16 protein-coding genes are annotated in these 19343 nt (G+C 38.3%); 6 read left to right on the forward strand and 10 right to left on the reverse strand.

Annotated elements, in window-relative coordinates:
* Positions 1-44: 44 nt before the first annotated feature.
* Positions 45-227, reverse strand: coding sequence for a hypothetical protein (locus ACK4HO_RS01300; protein WP_409661446.1), 183 nt, complete (start codon positions 225-227; stop codon positions 45-47).
* A 94-nt stretch (positions 228-321) separates the two neighbouring features.
* Here ACK4HO_RS01300 and ACK4HO_RS01305 point away from each other — a divergent pair, with 94 nt between their 5' ends.
* From ACK4HO_RS01305 to ACK4HO_RS01315, 3 genes are all read left to right on the forward strand, one after another.
* Entirely contained in the window at positions 322-1005 is a 684-nt protein-coding gene (locus ACK4HO_RS01305; RefSeq protein WP_409661449.1) for a ComF family protein, read from the forward strand.
* Positions 1006-1075: 70 nt separating this feature from the next.
* Complete coding sequence (locus ACK4HO_RS01310; RefSeq protein ID WP_409661452.1) at positions 1076-1399, forward strand: hypothetical protein; 324 nt, start codon at positions 1076-1078, stop codon at positions 1397-1399.
* 117 nt (positions 1400-1516) lie between these two features.
* Positions 1517-3115 carry an Ig-like domain-containing protein gene (locus ACK4HO_RS01315; protein WP_409661455.1) on the forward strand — a complete coding sequence of 533 codons (1599 nt, stop codon included), beginning with the start codon at positions 1517-1519 and terminating at the stop codon, positions 3113-3115.
* A gap of 3 nt (positions 3116-3118) precedes the next feature.
* Here the strand turns inward: ACK4HO_RS01315 and ACK4HO_RS01320 are convergent, their stop codons facing one another.
* The 8 genes from ACK4HO_RS01320 to ACK4HO_RS01355 all read right to left on the reverse strand — a co-directional run bounded on the left by ACK4HO_RS01320 (position 3119) and on the right by ACK4HO_RS01355 (position 13380).
* Complete coding sequence (locus tag ACK4HO_RS01320; RefSeq protein WP_409661458.1) at positions 3119-3886, reverse strand: nitrilase family protein; 768 nt, start codon at positions 3884-3886, stop codon at positions 3119-3121.
* A gap of 2 nt (positions 3887-3888) precedes the next feature.
* Positions 3889-6723 (reverse strand): GH92 family glycosyl hydrolase, encoded by a 2835-nt coding sequence (locus ACK4HO_RS01325; protein ID WP_409661461.1) that lies wholly within the window; start codon positions 6721-6723, stop codon positions 3889-3891.
* 39 nt (positions 6724-6762) lie between these two features.
* Positions 6763-7602 (reverse strand): endonuclease/exonuclease/phosphatase family protein, encoded by an 840-nt coding sequence (locus ACK4HO_RS01330; protein ID WP_409661464.1) that lies wholly within the window; start codon positions 7600-7602, stop codon positions 6763-6765.
* Positions 7603-7769: 167 nt separating this feature from the next.
* Complete coding sequence (locus tag ACK4HO_RS01335; RefSeq protein ID WP_409661467.1) at positions 7770-8531, reverse strand: succinate dehydrogenase/fumarate reductase iron-sulfur subunit; 762 nt, start codon at positions 8529-8531, stop codon at positions 7770-7772.
* A gap of 7 nt (positions 8532-8538) precedes the next feature.
* Positions 8539-10548, reverse strand: a complete 2010-nt coding sequence (locus tag ACK4HO_RS01340) for a fumarate reductase/succinate dehydrogenase flavoprotein subunit (RefSeq protein WP_409661470.1) — start codon at positions 10546-10548, stop codon at positions 8539-8541.
* Between the two features lie 18 nt (positions 10549-10566).
* Positions 10567-11406: a succinate dehydrogenase cytochrome b subunit gene (locus ACK4HO_RS01345; RefSeq protein WP_409661473.1), complete on the reverse strand. Its 840-nt coding sequence runs from the start codon at positions 11404-11406 to the stop codon at positions 10567-10569.
* A 161-nt stretch (positions 11407-11567) separates the two neighbouring features.
* The gene (locus ACK4HO_RS01350; protein WP_409661476.1) at positions 11568-12443 is read right to left on the reverse strand and encodes a hypothetical protein; all 876 of its coding nucleotides are present in this window, start codon (positions 12441-12443) and stop codon (positions 11568-11570) included.
* An 85-nt stretch (positions 12444-12528) separates the two neighbouring features.
* Entirely contained in the window at positions 12529-13380 is an 852-nt protein-coding gene (locus tag ACK4HO_RS01355; protein ID WP_409661479.1) for a ChaN family lipoprotein, read from the reverse strand.
* 87 nt (positions 13381-13467) lie between these two features.
* Between ACK4HO_RS01355 and ACK4HO_RS01360 the strand changes: the two genes are divergently transcribed.
* The 3 genes from ACK4HO_RS01360 (at position 13468) to ACK4HO_RS01370 (ending at position 16580) form a co-directional block, all read left to right on the forward strand.
* On the forward strand, positions 13468-14064 hold the full coding sequence (locus ACK4HO_RS01360) for a Crp/Fnr family transcriptional regulator (protein ID WP_409661482.1): 597 nt from the start codon (positions 13468-13470) through the stop codon (positions 14062-14064).
* 116 nt (positions 14065-14180) lie between these two features.
* A complete protein-coding gene (locus ACK4HO_RS01365) occupies positions 14181-15473 on the forward strand; it encodes an aminopeptidase P family protein (RefSeq protein WP_409661485.1) in 1293 nt (430 codons plus the stop codon).
* A 315-nt stretch (positions 15474-15788) separates the two neighbouring features.
* Positions 15789-16580, forward strand: a complete 792-nt coding sequence (locus tag ACK4HO_RS01370) for an alpha/beta fold hydrolase (protein WP_409661488.1) — start codon at positions 15789-15791, stop codon at positions 16578-16580.
* Here the strand turns inward: ACK4HO_RS01370 and ACK4HO_RS01375 are convergent.
* Positions 16577-19336, reverse strand: coding sequence for a PD-(D/E)XK nuclease family protein (locus tag ACK4HO_RS01375; protein ID WP_409661491.1), 2760 nt, complete (start codon positions 19334-19336; stop codon positions 16577-16579). The two genes, ACK4HO_RS01370 and ACK4HO_RS01375, sit on opposite strands and share 4 nt — an antisense overlap.
* Between the last annotated feature and the right edge of the window lie 7 nt (positions 19337-19343).

The following is a 19343-nucleotide window of genomic DNA, read 5'->3' on the forward strand; positions in this document are numbered from 1 at the left end:
ACCTTCATCTGTTCCTTCTTCTCTTGCGTTGATACTTGTAGATTTTATAGTTTTAAGTAAGTCAAAGTTTTTAATTCCTTTTCTCTTTTAAATTGCGCAAATGAGATTTTGTATTTTTCTTTTTGAGCATTTGAATGTGAGGCACTATTTTCATAAATATCTTCACTACATCCTAAAAAAACAGTTAACAATTCAACTAAACATAGTGATACTAATTTGGTTTTCATCTTCATTTTTAATTAATTTTTTAATATTATTTTAATAAAAAGAGCTTAGATTCAACTCAAATATAATAATTTTACGTAAGAAAATTACTTTTTTATGTGGAATCACTTGCTGAATTTATTTTTTCCAAAGTCGTGCGCCGGTTGTCACGCTATTTTGTTAAGCGACGAAAAGGTGATTTGTACGCATTGCCGACATGAAATTCCGCTCACCAATCACCATAAAATAGAGGAAAACGAAATCTTCCAAAAATTCTATGGCAGAATTCCGTTGGAGTTTGGCGCTGCGTTGTTTTATTTCCACAAAAAAGGGATTGTTCAGGAAATGATGCACCAACTAAAATACAAAGGCAATCAAGAAATCGGGACAATCGTCGGCGATTGGTATTCGGCAGAATTAAAAGATTTGGAAACCATGAAAAATATCGACTACATCATTCCGGTGCCGTTGCATAAGAGACGGTTTCGCGAACGCGGTTACAATCAGGTGACGACTTTCGGCAAAGCCTTGGCACAAAATTTAAACATTCCTTATGAGGAAAGCGTTTTGCAACGAAAATTGTATACCAAAACCCAAACCAAGAAATCACTTTTGGGTAGAGCCGACATTAACAAAACCATATTTGAAGTTACTTTTTCCGAAAACCATCACGACAAACATTTTTTGCTCATTGATGATGTAATGACAACCGGTTCAACCCTTGAAGCTTGCAGCCGAGAATTACTCAAAATCCCCAATGCCAAAATCAGTATCGTCTGTATGGCGATGGCGCATAGTTAATTTGTATAAATTGTAAGAAATAGACATATTTTTGTATATTCGTGTCAGATTAACCTTTAATATAATGTATATGAAAAAAATATTTTTATTACTCGCTATGCTTATTTTGTTACAAAGTTGTTTCAGTTATAAAGCAATGGACAACGACCCTTCAAAGATGGAAGCGGGAAAAACATACAAGATTGAACGAAACCATAAATACACTAAAGTGGTTTTCTATAGTATCAAAGACAGCACAATACTTGTAAATGAAAAGTTTGAGGAAAAACAAATTCCCGTAAAAGACATCACAAACATCCAAAAAAGAAAATTCTCATTAATCAAAACGCTGGGTTATCCTTTGGCTGTAGTAGCGAGTATTGCAGGATTGTTTGTTATTGTGCTGTCTAATTAATCTCAATGAAAAGGAAATATATTTAGGAAACAATAATATTCAAATTGTTAAGTTTCGGCTAAAACATTTCATTCACACTAAATATAATTGTTATTTTGTGCTTTGAAAAAATGCTTTATGCCAAAAACTCACTTCAAATATTTTTCTTTACTGTTGCTACTCTTAATCATTGGTTGCGCCAAACGCGGCTCGATAACCGGCGGTGATAAAGACACGATTGCACCGGTTTTAAAGTCAAGTTTACCCAAAAATTTCTCGACCAATTTTAACGGCAAAGAAATCAAATTGGTTTTTGATGAATATGTAAAACTGAAAAACGCCAACAAACAGCTGATTATTTCGCCACCAATGAAATACCAGCCGGAAATTTTACCTTATACCGCGAGTAAAACACTTACAATTAAGATAAAAGATACGCTACAACCCAATACCACTTACAGTTTTAATTTTGGTCAAAGTATAGAAGACAACAACGAGGCCAATCCATATTCACAGTTCAAATACGTTTTTTCTACCGGAAGTTATATCGATTCTTTGGCGTTGAATGTTAGGATAAAAGACGCTTTGGAAAAGAAGACAGACAACTTTGTTTCGGTGATGTTGTATGAAATCAACGAGCAATTTAACGATTCCACGATTTATAAGGAAACGCCGAGATACATCACCAACACTCTTGACAGTTTGGAAGTGGTTAAATTGGAAAACTTAAAAGCCGGAAAGTATCTTTTGGTCGCAATGAAAGACAACGGCAATAATAAATACAATCCGAAATCGGACAAAATTGGGTTTCAAAAACAATACATCTCGATTCCGAATGACACGATTTTTGAAATCGAATTGTTTAAAGAAATCCTACCGTTTAAAGCACTTAAACCTTCACAAGCGGCCAAAAGCAGATTGTTAATGGGGTACGAAGGTCAACCGAAAAATGCCAAAGTAACGGTTAAAAACGGATCTGAAATCATTCCGACTTTGGTTACCCAAATGCCCAAAAAGGATTCACTTCAAATTTGGTTCAAACCCATAAAAGTAGATTCGCTTCAAGTTAATGTTGAAAAAGACAGTTTTAAAGAAGATTTTATCGTTAAAATAAATGCTGCCAAACCGGATACGCTGAATATTAGTTCCGATTTTGCAGGTAGTATACCTATGCGCGAACGATTTTCGATTAGCAGTTCAATCCCTTTAGTCAAATTTGACAAAACAAAAATACGCATCACCAATAAAGATTCTGTAGCAGTCGATTTCACTACCGAATATGACGATTTCAACCAAAAACTCTACTTAGATTTCAAAAAAGAACCTTTGGAAAGGTACACCATTGAAGCCATGCCCAGCGCTTTGATTGATTTCTATGACATGCAAAATGATACGTTGTCGTATAAAGTAAACACCAAAAATCTTTCTGATTACGGTAACTTGAGAGTCATTTTGGAAAACGCCAAAAAATTTCCGATAATCGTTGAACTCACCGATAAAGACGGAAAAGTAAAATATTCTGAGTTTACGGAAACCGCCGTCATTAATTTTGATGCCATAGAACCGGCTTTATACACTTTGCGAATCATCTATGACGATAACAAAAACAAAGTTTGGGACACCGGAAGCTATCTCGAAAAACGCCAAACCGAAGAAGTCATTTACTTTCCGAAAGAAATTGATGTTCGCGCCAATTGGGATGTGGAACAGCCGTTCGATTTACGAAGTACGAAGTAAGATTTACAAAGTTATCCTGAAATCGTCCCTATCATTTAAAAAAGCCAGCTTATTTCGTGTTTCCAATAGTTTTTCTTTGTCGAGTTCCAATATAAAAACACCCTCAGTTTCTTGTGGTTCCAAGATGTAGTTGCCAAGAAAATCAACGGCTTGCGAGTGACCAACGTATTCTAAATTATTATTATCGGTTCCAATTCTATTCACGCCAATCGCATAACTCATATTTTCTACAGCGCGCGCTTTTAGCAAAATATCCCAAGCATTGATGCGCGGTTTAGGCCAATTAGCAACATAAATTAATAAGTCATAATTCTCCACATTGCGGGCAAAAACAGGGAAACGCAAATCGTAACATATTAGCGGACAAATCTTAAATCCTTTATAGTCGATAATTAATTTTTCGGTTCCGGCAGTATACACTTTGTCTTCTCCGGCCAAAGTAAATAAATGTCTTTTGTCATAAGTTTGGAGGTTACCATTCGGAAATACAAACACCAATCGATTGTAAAAATTACCGTTTTCTGTTATTACCAAACTTCCGGTAATCGCGCAGTTTTTGGCTTTCGCCAAATGTTGGAGCCAAGAAATCGTTTCGCCTTGCATGGTTTCCGCTACAGCTTTCGGATTCATCGTAAAGCCGGAAGAAAACATTTCAGGAAGCACAATCAAATCGACATCTTCCATAAAACCTGTTATTTTTTGGGCCAAATGGCTGCGGTTTTCCGTTGGGTTTTCCCAAGTTAATGACGATTGGATTAAGGCTACTTTCATGACTATTTTACCGTTATTTCATCTACAAAAATAAAAGCATCACCGCCGGCACCTTGATGCCATTCAGGTAATTTGCCATAATTGTAAGCTTTAACTTTTACATATTTGGCTTTGGTGGCTGAGTTTAATTTGAGGCCAAAATTGGTCACCGTATTTTCAGTTTCTTTGGCGTCAAGGGTATTGTCAATGGTGCCGACAAGTGTAAAATTCACATTATCTGTTGATACATAATACTCGACTTTAGTCGGCATCAAAATCCAGGAACGCGAATCTTGTAAAAATGTTCCATTGCATTCTGTGATTGTTTTTTCCGATTGCAAGTCTATTGTAGCTTCAAAATCCTGACTTTGATAACCTTGCCAATCGCCTTTGCGCCAGTTAGTTGTTCCATTAATGCCATCTAATAAACCTTCCGGACCGCCGGCATGGTATTGTGGATTGTAAGTTGATTTAATGTTGATGGTGTAATTGTTGGGTTTTTTGAAGAAATTTCCCGAAATGATTTGGCTTCTAAAAGGTTGATTGTCAATCATTTCGGCATATCTTACGTCTATTTTTGCAGTTTCTTTCAAAATAATTTTTTCTCCTTGGTATTGTTTAAAAGGCACGCCTTTTTCATCATTATAAACAATTCTATAAGAATAAGCACCAAGATGATCCGGATGCGGATGATCAAAGTCAATTACTAAAGATTCCTTAAACGATTTGCTCTCAGCAATAATAACCGGAACGGGAACAATATCTTTAAAAGAAAAACCATCAGCTACCGTTAAGCTGTTGTTTTTTATTCCGAAATATTTCATTTCGTCCACAAGCATTGTTTTTGTAATGTTTTTGAATGTGTTGTCTTCAAAATTTACTTTAATATTTTCAAAATAAGATTGTGAGACACTCCATTCCGATTTTCCTGGTGTTGCGGCATAAATTCCCATAGAACTCAATACATACCAAGCGCTCATTTGGCCACAATCTTCATTCCCAATCAAACCATCGGGTGTGTTTTTGTAGAATTCGTTTAAAATGTACTGTACTTTGGCTTTTGTTTTCTCGGGTTTGCCAATGTAATTGTACAAATACGCCATGTGATGACTTGGTTCGTTCCCGTGCGCGTATTGCCCAATTAATCCGGTAACATCGGCTTGTTCGCGACCGGTAGTTTTGCTTTCACTGTTGAACATTTCGTCCAGTTTAGCTTCAAATTCTTCATTGCCGCCGTAAGCTTCAATCATTCCCGGAATATCTTGTGGTACAAAGAACGAATATTGCCAACTGTTGCCTTCGGTAAAATTATTGTTGATTTCGCGTGGGTCAAAAGGTTTGTCCCAACCGCCGTTTTTCTTTGGTCGCATAAAACCGGTATTCCAATCGAAGACATTTTTCCAACTTTGGGAACGTTTCATGAAGTAATCGTATTCGTCTTTTTTGTTTAAAATCATGGCCATTTGCGCAATACACCAATCGTCATAAGCATATTCCAAGGTTTTGGAAACGCTTTCGTGCTCGTCATCCATCGATATAAATCCTTGTCTTTTATAGGATTCCAACCCTAAATGATCCAACATAGCAGAATGTTTTGCCGCCTTAAAAGCCAGTTCGTAGTCAAAACCGGTCAAGCCTTTCGCCATCGCATCAGCCATCACCGAAACCGAGTGGTAACCAATCATACAATCAGTTTCATTCGATGCTAATTCCCAAACGGGTAATCTTCCGCCTTGTTCGTATTGTTTTAAAAAAGTATTGATAAAATCGACCGTGCGTTTCTTTTCGATTAAAGTATACAAAGGATGTGCGCCTCGGAACGTATCCCAAAGCGAGAACACTGAATAATAATCAAAACCTTCGGCTTTGTGGATTTTGTTGTCACGACCGCGATACTTACCGTCGATATCTTGGGCGATATTAGGTTGCGCCATCGTGTGATATAAAGCGGTGTAGAAAATAGACAGCTTGTCTTTATTGGTTTCGGTGATTTCTATTTTGGCTAATTGTTGGTCCCAAAGTTGCTCGGCTGCTTTTTGAACTTTACTAAAATCCCAACCCGGAATTTCGCTCATGTTTAGTTTCGCGCCTTCGTAACCCGTTGGTGACAAAGCTACTTTCACCCAAATTCTATCGCCTTTAGCCACTTTTTTAGAAAAACTTAAAGCCAATTCCGTTCCTGAAAACACCTTGTTGGTTAGAGAAGCTTTAGCCGAATTATTTCTGATTTTATTGATTTGCATCGGTTGGCTGAACTCAATTCGCGCAAAAACGTATTGGTCTTTCGCCCAGGCTTCGCTTCTTCTGAGGATTTCAATGGTTTTGCTATTAATGATTCGCACTTCGCCTTGCAATAATTTATCGCGGTGGTTTAAATCCAAAATAATATTGGCTTGACCTGAACTATTGAAAGTATATTGGTGAAAACCAACACGAGTTGAAGAAGTTAAAGCCACATCAATATTGTGTTTGTCGAGTTTTACACTGTAAAATCCGGCGGTTGCTTTTTCATTAGCATGTGAAAAGGTAGAGCTGTAATCTTTTGGACTTAACATTGGATTGCCCATAGTCGGCATCAACATAATATCGCCATAATCGGTGCAACCGGTTCCGTTTAAGTGTGTGTGTGAAAAGCCATAAATGGTAGTGTCGTCATAATGATAACCTGAACAACCGTCCCAACTGCCGTCAATTCGGGTATCGGGAGATAATTGTACCATTCCGAATGGCACAGTGGCACCAGGATAAGTGTGTCCGTGACCACCGGTTCCAATCATTGGATTGACGTGTTGGTGTAGATTTTGACCAAAAATGGAAAACGAAATCAGTAGAAGTAAGTTGGAGAATTGAAGTTTCATGTTGTTGTTGTTTTGCAATGCTAAAGATAAAAAATGCTTTTAATTAAATTGGAGTTCGATAAAAACAGGTAAATGATCCGAAGGATATTTTAAGTCTTTGGAATCGCTCAAAATTCCGTATTTCATGACTTTAAACGGATTGTGTTTGGATAAAAAGATATAATCGATGCGTTTTGTAACGGGTTCGTTGTGTTTGAATCCATTAAAAGTACCGCTTGGACCAAAAGGTTTTTCTGCTGAAATATCTTGGCTGTCGTACATTTCTTTTTTCAGATTGATAATCCGCTCTTGAGTTGGTTCCGAATTGAAATCACCCATGAAAAAAACCGGATAGTTTTTGGTATTGAGTGCTTTGATTTTGGACAGAATTAAAAGAATGGAATTCGTTCGTGCCAATTCGCCCATGTGATCTAAATGCGTATTGAAAACCCAGAATATTTGTTTGGTTTTACGATCTTTGAACAAAGCATAAGTGCAAACGCGATTGAGCGCGGCATCCCAACCTTTGGAGATTATATCAGGTGTTTCAGAAAGCCAAAAGGTGTTTTCCAGCAATTGTTTAAATCGGTCTTTTTTATAAAATATATTGGAGGATTCGCCTTTTCCTATGCCGTCTCTGCCGATTCCAACATAACTATAATCCGGAAACATTGTCGCAATATCTGTTACTTGATTCGGTAAAGCTTCTTGGATTCCGAAAATATCCGGTTCGTGAAAAGTTACTTGTGAAGCCCAATAGTTTTTGCGATTTGGCCAAGCGTTTTCTCCATCAGAAGCGATGTCTAATCGGATGTTATAAGTCATTAGCCTGAGTTTTTGTGCTGAAATTGTGTTGGTAAAAACAATCAGCAAAAGCAAGCCGGTGAAATAAGTTTTCATGGTGGATGTTGTTTGTATCAAATATACATATTTTCAGCAGAGTTTGCGTTAAGGATGGGAGCAAGTACCTTGTACTGCGGACAGCCTGACCCGAAGGGAAACGCCATAAAAAAAACGCATCCAAATGAATGAATGCGTTTTTATGCTTAATGCCTTTTGGCTAATGCCTAGATTATACTTGCTTTTAGATATTCTCTGTTCATACGAGCGATGTTTTCTAAAGAGATACCTTTCGGACATTCAACTTCGCAAGCGCCGGTATTGGTACAGTTTCCGAATCCTTCTTCGTCCATTTGGCGGACCATGTTTAGGACACGTTGGGTTGCTTCTACTTTTCCTTGTGGTAATAAAGCATATTGAGATACTTTAGCACCTACAAACAACATAGCCGAACCGTTTTTACAAGTCGCTACACAAGCTCCGCAACCGATACAAGCAGCCGCTTCAAAAGCTCTGTCAGCGTCGTGTTTTGGCACCGGAGTGGCATTTGCATCAATCGTTCTTCCGGAAGTATTTACCGATACAAAACCACCGGCTTGTTGGATTCTGTCAAAAGCACTTCTATCCACCACTAAATCTTTTACCACCGGGAAAGCTTTGCTTCTCCAAGGTTCGATGTAAATAGTATCTCCGTCGTTGAATTTACGCATGTGCAACTGACAAGTCGTTGTTCCGGTATCCGGTCCGTGTGCTCTACCATTAATGTATAGCGAACACATACCACAAATTCCTTCGCGACAATCGTGGTCAAAAGCTACCGGTTCGTTCTTGCTGTTGATTAATTGCTCGTTCAATTGGTCTAACATTTCCAAAAATGAACTCGCAGTAGAAACGTTATCTAATTTATAAGTTTCTATTTGACCTTTGGCTTTGGCATTTTTTTGACGCCAAATTTTAAGGGTTATATTGATGTTTTTTGCTGCAGACATAATTTAATTATTTATAGTTTCTAGCGGCTATTTTGATAAACTCGTATTTCAATTCTTCTTTGTTCAGCACTTCTTTGCTGATGTCGTAGCCCATGTATTCCCAGGCGCCAACGAAGGCAAAGTTTTCATCATCACGAAGCGTTTCTCCTTCTGAATCTTGGTATTCTTCACGGAAGTGACCACCACAAGATTCTTTTCTTTGAAGTGCATCCATCGCCATTAACTGTCCTAAATCGATAAAGTCGGCTACGCGTAGTGCTTTCTCTAATTCTGGATTCAACTCGTCAGAACTTCCCGGAACGTAAACGTCTTTGTAGAATTCTTCTTTTAAAGCCGCGATTTCTTCGATGGCTTCTTTTAACCCTTTTTCGTTACGAGCCATACCAACCTTATTCCACATAATCAAACCTAAACGTTTGTGGAAGTGGTCAACCGATTTCGTTCCGTTATTGCTTAAGAATTTATCGATGGCTTCTTTTACACTATTTTCCGCTTCGGCGAATTCAGGAGAATCGGTTGAAATTTTTCCGGTTCTGATTTCGTCTGCCAAATAGTTAGAAACTGTGTATGGCAATACAAAATAACCATCGGCCAAACCTTGCATCAAAGCTGAAGCTCCCAATCTGTTAGCTCCGTGGTCAGAGAAATTCGCTTCTCCGGCAACGAAACAACCAGGGATTGTGGATTGTAAATTATAATCTACCCAAACGCCACCCATAGTGTAGTGAACCGCAGGATAAATTTTCATCGGCGTTTCGTATGGATTCTCGTCGGTGATTTTTTCATACATCGCGAAAAGGTTTCCGTATTTTTCTTCCAACCATTTTTTACCCAATTTAGTCACTTCTTCCGCTGACGGATTGTGGTTTCCTTGAGAATAAGCCGTTTGGCGACCTTTGGTTTGAATTTCGGTAGAGAAATCTAAATAAACGCCTTCGTTAGTATCATTGGCTTCGATTCCGTGACCTTGGTCGCACATTTCTTTAGCGGCTCTTGAGGCTACGTCTCTTGGCACTAAGTTTCCAAAAGCAGGATAACGTCTTTCTAAGAAATAATCTCTGTCTTCTTCTTTTAATTGTGTTGGGTTTAATTTTCCGGCGCGAATGGCTTCAGCATCTTCTTTCTTTTTCGGCACCCAAATACGACCGGAATTTCTTAAAGACTCTGACATCAGTGTCAATTTGGCTTGATTGGTCCCATGAACCGGAATACAAGTTGGGTGAATTTGCACAAAACAAGGATTCGCGAATAATGCGCCTCTTTTGTGAACTTTCCAACCGGCAGTAACGTTACTTCCCATGGCATTGGTTGACAAGAAATATACATTTCCATAACCACCTGAAGCTATAATTACGGCATGAGCCGAATGTCTTTCTAATTCTCCGGTAACTAAGTTACGGGCGATAATTCCACGTGCTTTTCCATCTACTTTTACTAAATCCAGCATTTCGTGACGGTTGAACATTTGAACGTTTCCAACCCCAATTTGTCTGGATAATGCCGAATAAGCACCTAATAACAATTGTTGTCCGGTTTGTCCGGCAGCGTAAAAGGTACGTTGCACTTGTGTTCCACCAAAAGAACGGTTGTCTAGCATTCCGCCGTAATCACGGGCAAAAGGAACGCCTTGCGCCACACATTGGTCAATGATATTCGAAGAAACTTCTGCCAAACGGTGAACGTTAGCTTCGCGTGCTCTATAATCACCACCTTTAATGGTGTCGTAAAACAATCGGTAAGTACTGTCGCCGTCGTTTTGGTAATTTTTGGCAGCGTTAATTCCACCTTGCGCAGCAATTGAGTGCGCTCTTCTTGGCGAATCTTGGAAACAAAATGCTTTTACATTGTATCCCATTTCTCCTAAAGAAGCAGCAGCTGAAGCACCGGCTAAACCTGTTCCAACAACGATTACATCGATTTTCGGACGGTTATTTGGGGCAACTAATTTTAAATGATTTTTATGATTAGTCCATTTCTCTGAAATAGAACCTTCTGGTATTTTAGAATCTAACTTCATGATGTATACTGATGTTGATTATTTTAGAAAAAAGTGAATGTAAACCGGAATTGCCGCAAATAATAGTGGCACTACAATAGCAAATGCTTTTCCGAAGCCTTTGATGGCCGGCGTATACTTAGTGTTGTTTAAACCAAGTGACTGGAAAGCACTTTGGAAACCGTGAAGTAAGTGGAAAGCCAAGACAAACATAGCAATTACATAGGCAATGGTGGCAATCAAACCGGTTTTAGGGTCTTTAAAAAAGGCCACCGTGATTTTGTGCAAGTCTTTATAACCGTCGCCCATTTTTACATTGGCCACTTTGTTATAAAACTCGGTTCTGTTTCTAATTTCTAATCCCATTTGTTGTAACTGAGCATTATCAACCGGGAAAAATTTTCCGTTATCGGTGGTGATGTAATACTCCATCTTTTGACCCAATTGATCCACCGTTATGGTTTGCAATGGCATTTTTTCATCAAAATGCATTACGGCCCAAAAGTTAACCATATGGGTTACAATAAATACCAAAATCAAAGTCCCCAAAACCGCCATGTTTCTCGAAGAAAAACTACTGTTTTTGGAAGGATTGTTTTTAGCATAACCAATTGGCCTTGCTTTTACGTTTTGATACGTCAACAAAAATCCATCGACTGCGTGGAAAAGAATTGAGATGTAAGTTAGATAAGAAAGAAGTTTTACTGCCGGATTAGAGGTCATGAACAACGCATACTTATTGAACGCTGATGCATCGCTAAAAATTAATTGAAGATTTCCTGCTAAGTGACCCGCTAAAAACAAGCATAAAAATAAACCTGTAAGAGCCATCCAATACTTTTTCGCTAAGGATGACTTTAAAAGTGCAGATTTTGCCATAATTGTGTATAATTTGTTTAAAAAAATCAGACAAAAATACACCTATTTGGCATTAACTACAACCTTTTCGCTGTAATTTATAATGAATTTAAAGTGAGATTAACAGTTGTTGATTTTCAACTGTTTAAATGGCTTTTTTTGGCCAAAAATATTAAACAAAATTACCTAACGTAGCTCGGAATTAAACCTCTTAATCCCATATCAACTACATTTTCTCCAACAGAAGGTTCAAATTTGCCGTCAGCAGTAACTTCTTGCCACTCAAAGCTGTTGTTGATGGAAAGCGAAAGGGTAATCACAATATCATCGGTTTCGTTACCATTAACAACCAAATTGGAAGCAAATCTTCCGGTCACAACACAAGTGTTTAAATTTCTAGGAATGGGAGATGTCGCCTCAATAGGATTAGGCACAGTGGTCGTTCCGGCCGGCGCTTGTCCGGAGGAAGAATAAGGTTGGTTGTTCAGCCCAAAGGCCCAATATCCCTGAGCTCTGTTCTCATTCACTTGAAAAATATTATTGCCAATATTAAACTCCGATATATAAGTATTGAAGCCCACAAAACTGGCTAAAGTTCCACTGTAATCCACATTTTGATGGCGAATATTGATTTGGTAATTCTGATAAGACAAGGAAACCCGCATCCATTCATAACTTCCGGCAGTTACTTCACTTAAAGGAATTTTTAGAAAAGTTTCTCCTTCGGCTACAATTTTGGATTGGCTAAAATCGATGGCAGTTGCTCCGCCAAGATTGGTTTCCGGAGCGTGATAAATAACTGTTCCGTTACCCAATAGCGTATTGGCATTAGGCGCCAATTCAATATAATGTGAGGAAATCGTATTGAAAACAGGTGATTGTGCAGCATTGCCTGGCGCAACGGCAGTAGGTTGTCCTAAGTTATTCAAACGCACTTGATTTTCATCAAACTGAAACTTGATGATCAACATTGGTTCTTCCGGTGAACCATCGCTACTACACGAAAAAAACGGTATCGCAGCGATAAGGAAGAGTAGAAGAATATAAACTTTTTTCATTGGATTATTTGATTTTTCCAATGCGTTCCAAAAATTTCGGTAACGTATTGGGTGATTGATTTTGATTGATAATGTTAAGACGTTGTTAATGCGTTTTTGTTACATCTTCATCTATAACGAGAATATAGTCTGCTTTATTGTATTCTTCAGGCATTATTTTTTCCAAATCTTTTTGCTCAATTGTTGCAATGGTGATTATTTGCAGATTTGGTGTATTTCTTTTCAAATACCAATTAATCCCTTCAAAGTGGTCAGAATGATAAGTGCCGTTGTAATGAATGAAAATCGAATTGTCTTTTAAATTTTTTTGAATAAAATAAGCCATCGTAGCGTCTTTACTCGCCTGCGCTTTAGGCATATTCGGACTCGCATGATCCCCCATCATTTTGATCATATTGACATAACCCGGCAAATTTTCGTCATAAGCAATAGGCAATGGAGCAATCCATGATTTTTCTTCTGATGTCAAAGTTTCTAAAGCTTCAAATCCTTTTTTGGAAACCATAGAAGCATATCTTCTGGGAATATTCGTAGCAATAAACGGCAACTTATTTTCTTTAGCAAAATCAACCAAAGGTTTGTAATCGGTTTTGTAATTGGGCCAAAGGCGCGCTGTCGTGTCCAATTGCTTCTGATTGATTTCGCCTTTCAGGTATTGGTCTAGTTGTTTTTGATTATCCGCTTCAAGCATTTCGGCGCCAAGAACTAATGGTTTTTTCGCAGCTAAATCTTTCGTTAGTTCCAATTGTAACCAATGCACTACCGGATTGTTATGGTATTCACCAAACAAAACGACTTGCGCTTTTTCAGCGGCTTTGAGCAGTTTACCGTAGGTTACTTTTTTGCCTTTTTTATCAAAAAGTTGGTAAGCTTTTTTGTCTTGAGCCGAAACACCAAAACAAACCAATAATGCGAGGAATAATGAAACCTTTTTCATGTGCTGAATTTTGCTTAAAATTATTCATTAATGACCGAATAAAAAAACATGTCCCAAAAAAGAATATTTTTGTGCTTCACTTTACCCATGAAAACACCAAACGACAATACGGCCTTTTTAAATTATTTACGTCATTTTATCAATGATTCAGATATACATTTGGAAACACAACTTTCCGAAATCGCCAATCGTTTCATGGTGTTGACTTTAAAAAGGAACCAACTTTTAGTCGATGAAAACCAAGTCTGTCCCTATTTCTGTTATGTCGAAAGCGGCATTTTGCAACATGCCATTTTAGTCGAGGCCGAAGAAAAAACCACTTATTTAGCCTTGCGCAATTCGGTTACGTCGTCGCTAAACAGTTTCCTGAATAAAATTCCGTCCCGAAAAAGCATCAAAGCCTTAGTCGATTGCCAACTTTGGGTAGCCGATTTAGAAACTTTCAAGGATTTACAATCAAATAATGAAGCGTTCCAACAGTTTTACCACAATTTAATCGAAAGGCAAATCATGCTAATCGACGATTATCGCATTGATTTACTAACACTAACTCCCGAAGAGCGCTATAAAAAACTATTAGCCACCGAACCCAAACTTTTACAAGAAGTTCCGCTTCATTACTTGGCGTCCTTCCTCGGCATCTCCAATCGACACATGAGCCGCATCCGAAAAAGCATTGGTTAATAAAAAATAACGCCATTTGGCATGTGTTTGATTTTCCACTTTCCTTAGCTTTGTATCAGCATCAAGGAATTCCTTTTCGCTAATCACTAATTACTATTCACTAATCACTCAAGAAGATGAAATACCATCCTATAGACCGCGATTTATTCGTAAAAAACAGAGCCAAGTTCACCGCACAAATGAAACCAAACAGTGTAGCGGTTTTCAATTCTAATGATATTTATCCGGTTTCTGCCGACAGTACTTTGCCGTTTGCGCAGCACCGAGATATTTTTTACTTATCGGGTGTTGACCAGGAAGAAAGCATTTTATTGCTTTTTCCGGATGCGCCTTATGAGCATTTGAAACAAATTTTATTCTTAAAAGAAACCAACGAACACATCGCCATTTGGGAAGGCGAGAAGCTTACTAAAGACAGAGCATTCGAAGTATCAGGCATCAAATCGGTAATTTGGTTACAGGATTTCCACAAGACATTGAAAGAAGTGATGACGTATGCCGAAACGATGTACATCAACACCAATGAGCATTACCGTGCGACCATCGAAACTGAAACCCGTGAAGCGCGTTTTGTCAAATGGTGGAAAGAAAATTATCCGGCGCATAAAGTCGAAAAATCAAACCCAATTCTACAAAGATTGCGTTCGGTAAAAGAAAGTGAAGAATTGGATTTAATCCAAAAAGCGTGTGACATTACTGAAAAAGGATTCCGCAGAGTGCTGAACTTTACCAAACCGAACGTAATGGAATACGAAATCGAAGCCGAATTCGCCCACGAATTCCTAATCAACCGTTCCAAAGGGTTCGCCTATACGCCAATCATCGCCTCAGGAAATAATGCGAATGTGTTGCACTATATCGAAAACAACCAACAATGCAAAGCCGGTGATTTGATTTTACTGGATGTCGGCGCCGAATACGCTAACTATTCCAGCGACATGACCCGAATGGTGCCGGTTTCAGGCCGTTTTACCGACAGACAAAAAGAAGTATATAACGCCGTTTTAAGAGTCAAAAACGAAGCAACCAAAATGTTAGTAACCGGCAATTATTGGAAACAATACCACGTTGAAGTTGGGAAAATCATGACTTCAGAATTGCTTGGTTTAGGCCTGATTGACAAAGCCGATGTCCAAAACGAAAACCCCGATTGGCCGGCGTATAAAAAATATTTCATGCATGGAACTTCACACCACATGGGATTAGACACCCACGATTACGGACTATTACACGAACCAATGCAAGCCAATATGGTATTCACCGTAGAACCGGGAATCTACATTCCGGCAGAAGGATTCGGCATCCGTTTGGAAGACGATGTAGTGATTCAGTCAACAGGAGAACCGTTTAACTTGATGAGAAATATCCCGATTGAAGTTGACGAGATTGAGAGTTTGATGAGCAACTAATTTGTCATTCCGACAAAGGAGGAATCTCATCAATATTATAAAGACGGCTCACGAAAGTGGGTCGTTTTTCTTTGAATCATTATGTGAGATGACCGTTCTTCTCTTCATCTTTACACAATACTTTCGTCATAGATACGACCTATATATAGCGTATATATAGCGTATATATAGCGTGTTTATAGCGTGTTTATAGCGTATATACGTCTACTATAACTTGACCTAGTCCCATACCAACAGGTACTTTACCCCATAATTTATCAACAAACATTCGTGTATTGGTGGCTAAACACTATTTTTGAACTGTAAACTTCGATTGTGACTGCGACTAAACACATTACTTACAAAAACACCAAAATCTCTTTTACCGACGAAGGTAAAGGCACAGCTATAGTATTACTGCACGGTTTTCTCGAAAACAAAACCATGTGGAACGCCTTTGTACCCGTATTGGCTAAGAAGCATCGCATCATTACCATTGATTTATTAGGTCATGGCGAAACCGAATGTCTCGGTTACGTTCACGCCATGGAAGACCAAGCCGATATGTTATTCGCTTTGCTATTGCATTTAAAAATCCGGAAAGTAGTTCTCGTTGGGCATTCGATGGGCGGTTATGTGGCTTTGGCTTTCGCCGAATTGTATCCCGATCACATGAAAGGTTTGTTCTTAATGAATTCAACTTCGCGTGCCGATAGTGACGAACGCAAAACCAATCGAGATAGAGCAGTAGTTTGTGTCAAACAGAATTATGGCGCTTTTGTCAGCATGTCGATAGCCAATTTATTTGCCGAAGACAACCGTGAACGCTTAGCTGGCGTGATTGAAAAAGTAAAAGAGCAAGCACTAAAAACACCTTTACAAGGAATCGTAGCCGCTTTAGAAGGCATGAAAATCAGAAAAGACCGCGAAGTTATTTTGCATTTTGCGCCTTATCCGATGCAGTTGGTTCTAGGCCAAAAAGACGGCGTACTCATTTACGAAGACAGTTTAGAACAAATAGAAGGCACCAAAGTCGAACTCACCACTTTCCCCGATGGTCACATGAGCCACATTGAAAACGAAAAGGAGTTGCTAAAAGTGTTAACCAACTTCTTGAAGAAGGTTTAATTAGTTTTCTCCTCAAAAGGCATTTCCATATCAAAAATTTCCTGAAGTAAAACCACAATCTGTTCCAGATAAGCTTCCATAATTTCAGTTGAAATTACTTCGGTTACTTCTTTGTCTTGCTTAAAATTAAACGGTAAAAACCCTGACTTTAAATTCTTAAACGAAATGATTCCGGCTTCTATTTCACGGCCTTTTGCTTGTTCTTCAAACATAAACGCATACGCCAAAATCTGAATGATTTTATCGTTCTTGATGTCTTCGGTTAAACCGTTCCAATCTTTTAAAGTGACACTTTTTTGCTCCACTTTACCTGTTTTGTAATCGATGATTCTGACTTTGCCGTTGCGGATTTCAATTCGGTCCACATTTCCTTTAATCAGTACAGGAAAAGGCAAACGCACATTTTCTAAAGTCCTTTCAAAGGTTTGTTCCAAAGCGATGATTTGCACTTCATCACCGTTTTCCAAAGCTTCCAATTCGAGTTTAAGGAAGTTGAACACATTCCGTTTCGCGACTTCAAAAGCCAATAGGTTTCGGCCTTTCTTGATTTCGCCTTCTTTGTACACTTCTTTGAATTGGGTCAATACTTCATCATCTATTTTTTGGAAGCAACTTTCGATATCTGCTTGGGTCAAAATTCTTCCGACAAAAGGTTTGTATAACGCTTCCAAAGCGCCGTGAATAATCGTTCCCAAAGTATTGACAGCTATATTTTCTTCTACTTCATCGGTTTCCGAAATTCTTAAAACACGTTGAAAATAAAATTGAATCGGATTCCGAATATAAGTCGTTAATGACGAAGGTGAAAAACCTTTTTCGGCAATTTCGCGCAAGCGTGTTAAAACACTTTCTGTTTTTGGAACCACTATCGGTTGGTGTGCAATATTCGGCACATCGGGATTGTAATATTGAAACGTTAAGTTGTGATTGGGTTGTTTTTCGACTTCCAATTGCGTGATGAAACGGCTTTTTTCTCCGGCATCAAAACCATCGCTGTCGGCATTGTAGATGAGGTAAATGTTTTTGGCACGTTGCAATAAATGATAGAAGTGATACGTATAAATAGCATCTTTTTCTTTGTAAGTGGGCAACTCTAATTCTCGCTTCACATCATACGGAATAAAGGAATTGGTGCTTTTTCCCGCAGGAAATTTACCTTCATTAACCGAAGTTATGATTACGGTTTCAAAATCGAGGACACGACTTTCTAAAACACCCATAATCTGCAAACCGTCTAAAGGTTCGCCTTCAAAGGAAACTTCGGCTACATCAATAACTTGTTTGTAAATGGCGTGCAGCGTTTTGATGTCGTCTATGTTTTGGTGTTCGCCAAAATAAGAAGTCATTTTGTTAATCACTTTAAATACCGAATAGACAAAGGCATTCGTTATTTTTTCTTCTTCGTTGTCGTAACTCAGGTTGGCTTTGATTTGGAGTAAAATCTGAGATAGGTTTTCTAAGACTGAAACAGAAGTCGTATCCCATTTTCGGAATAACATTTGGAACAGATCATTTTCCTGAGTATATAATTCTTCAAGTTTTTTATGCGTGATGAAAGTGTAATTATTTTTGTTGATTCGGTTGACCAATTCACTTGCATAAACATAAGGTTCAATCAACGGATGCGTTAAAATGTCGAGAACATCTTTATAATACATCACATAACTGCTCGGATTTCTGGATAACGCGTTGGAATGCAATTTGAACAATTTGGCAATCAGCAATTGCGCAGGATTGTTTTTACTCGAGAATCCCATCGTGACATTTAAAGCATTTACGCTATTGGGTAACGAATGTAAAATAGGTAATAACAGATTCTCTTCTCCTAAAACAACAGCCACATTTTGCAGATTGGAGTCGTTTTCAGCGATGTGTTTTTCAATAATACTTCCGGTGATTTTGGCTTGACCGATGGATTTGGATGTCGCAATGACGTGGATGTTTTTGGCTTCAGTAAAGTCGTTAACAATCCATTCGTATGGATGTGTTTTATAGTAAATCCATTCTGATTTGAATTTTCTTTGGAACAAACCCGCATCGTGAAAAGTGTCGTGAAGCAAGGTTTCATCAATGTCCCAATAGATTTTGGCTTTGTCTAGGGCCAATAAATGTTGGATGATTTTTTCTTCGGCTTGGTTTAATGCGTTGAAACCTGCGAATATAAATTGGTTAGTATTGTTTTCAGAAAAATGATCCAGATTTCTCACCGCTTCGCGATAAATCAACCCTTGGTAGCCGATGCCTTTGTTGAGCAAATAATCATAAAGTGATTGGTAATATTCAGGAAGTTTTTTCCAAAAGATTAGATAGTTTTCTATGAGTTCGGTTCGCTTTTCAATATCGACAGCCCAATGTTCTATTTCTTTTATATTTTCAAGATATTTTAAAACTTTGTTCGGTTCGAGCAAATAGCGGTCGATTTCGTTGAAATCCTGCAGTAGTGTTTTGGCCCAATTGGCAAAGGTTTCGAAAGATTCTTGTTTGTCTTTGTCGGTAACCGAAAGATAGACATCATAGAATTCAAAAAGCAATTCAACACTATCGATTGACCGAATCCCGGCCACATCTTGTATAAAATCTTCTATGCTGATGATTTCGGGTGCAAAGACATTATTGGGAACGGATTTCTTTAATTCCTCCAATAAAAAAACTTTGGCTCTTTTGTTGGGCAAAATCACTACCAAATCCAACAGAGAATCGGAATGGGTTTTTAGAATTTCCTGAGCGAGTTGGTAAAGAAATGTGGGTTTTGACATTCTATAA

It is taken from the genome of Flavobacterium sp., assembly GCF_046296355.1.
Lineage (GTDB): Bacteria > Bacteroidota > Bacteroidia > Flavobacteriales > Flavobacteriaceae > Flavobacterium.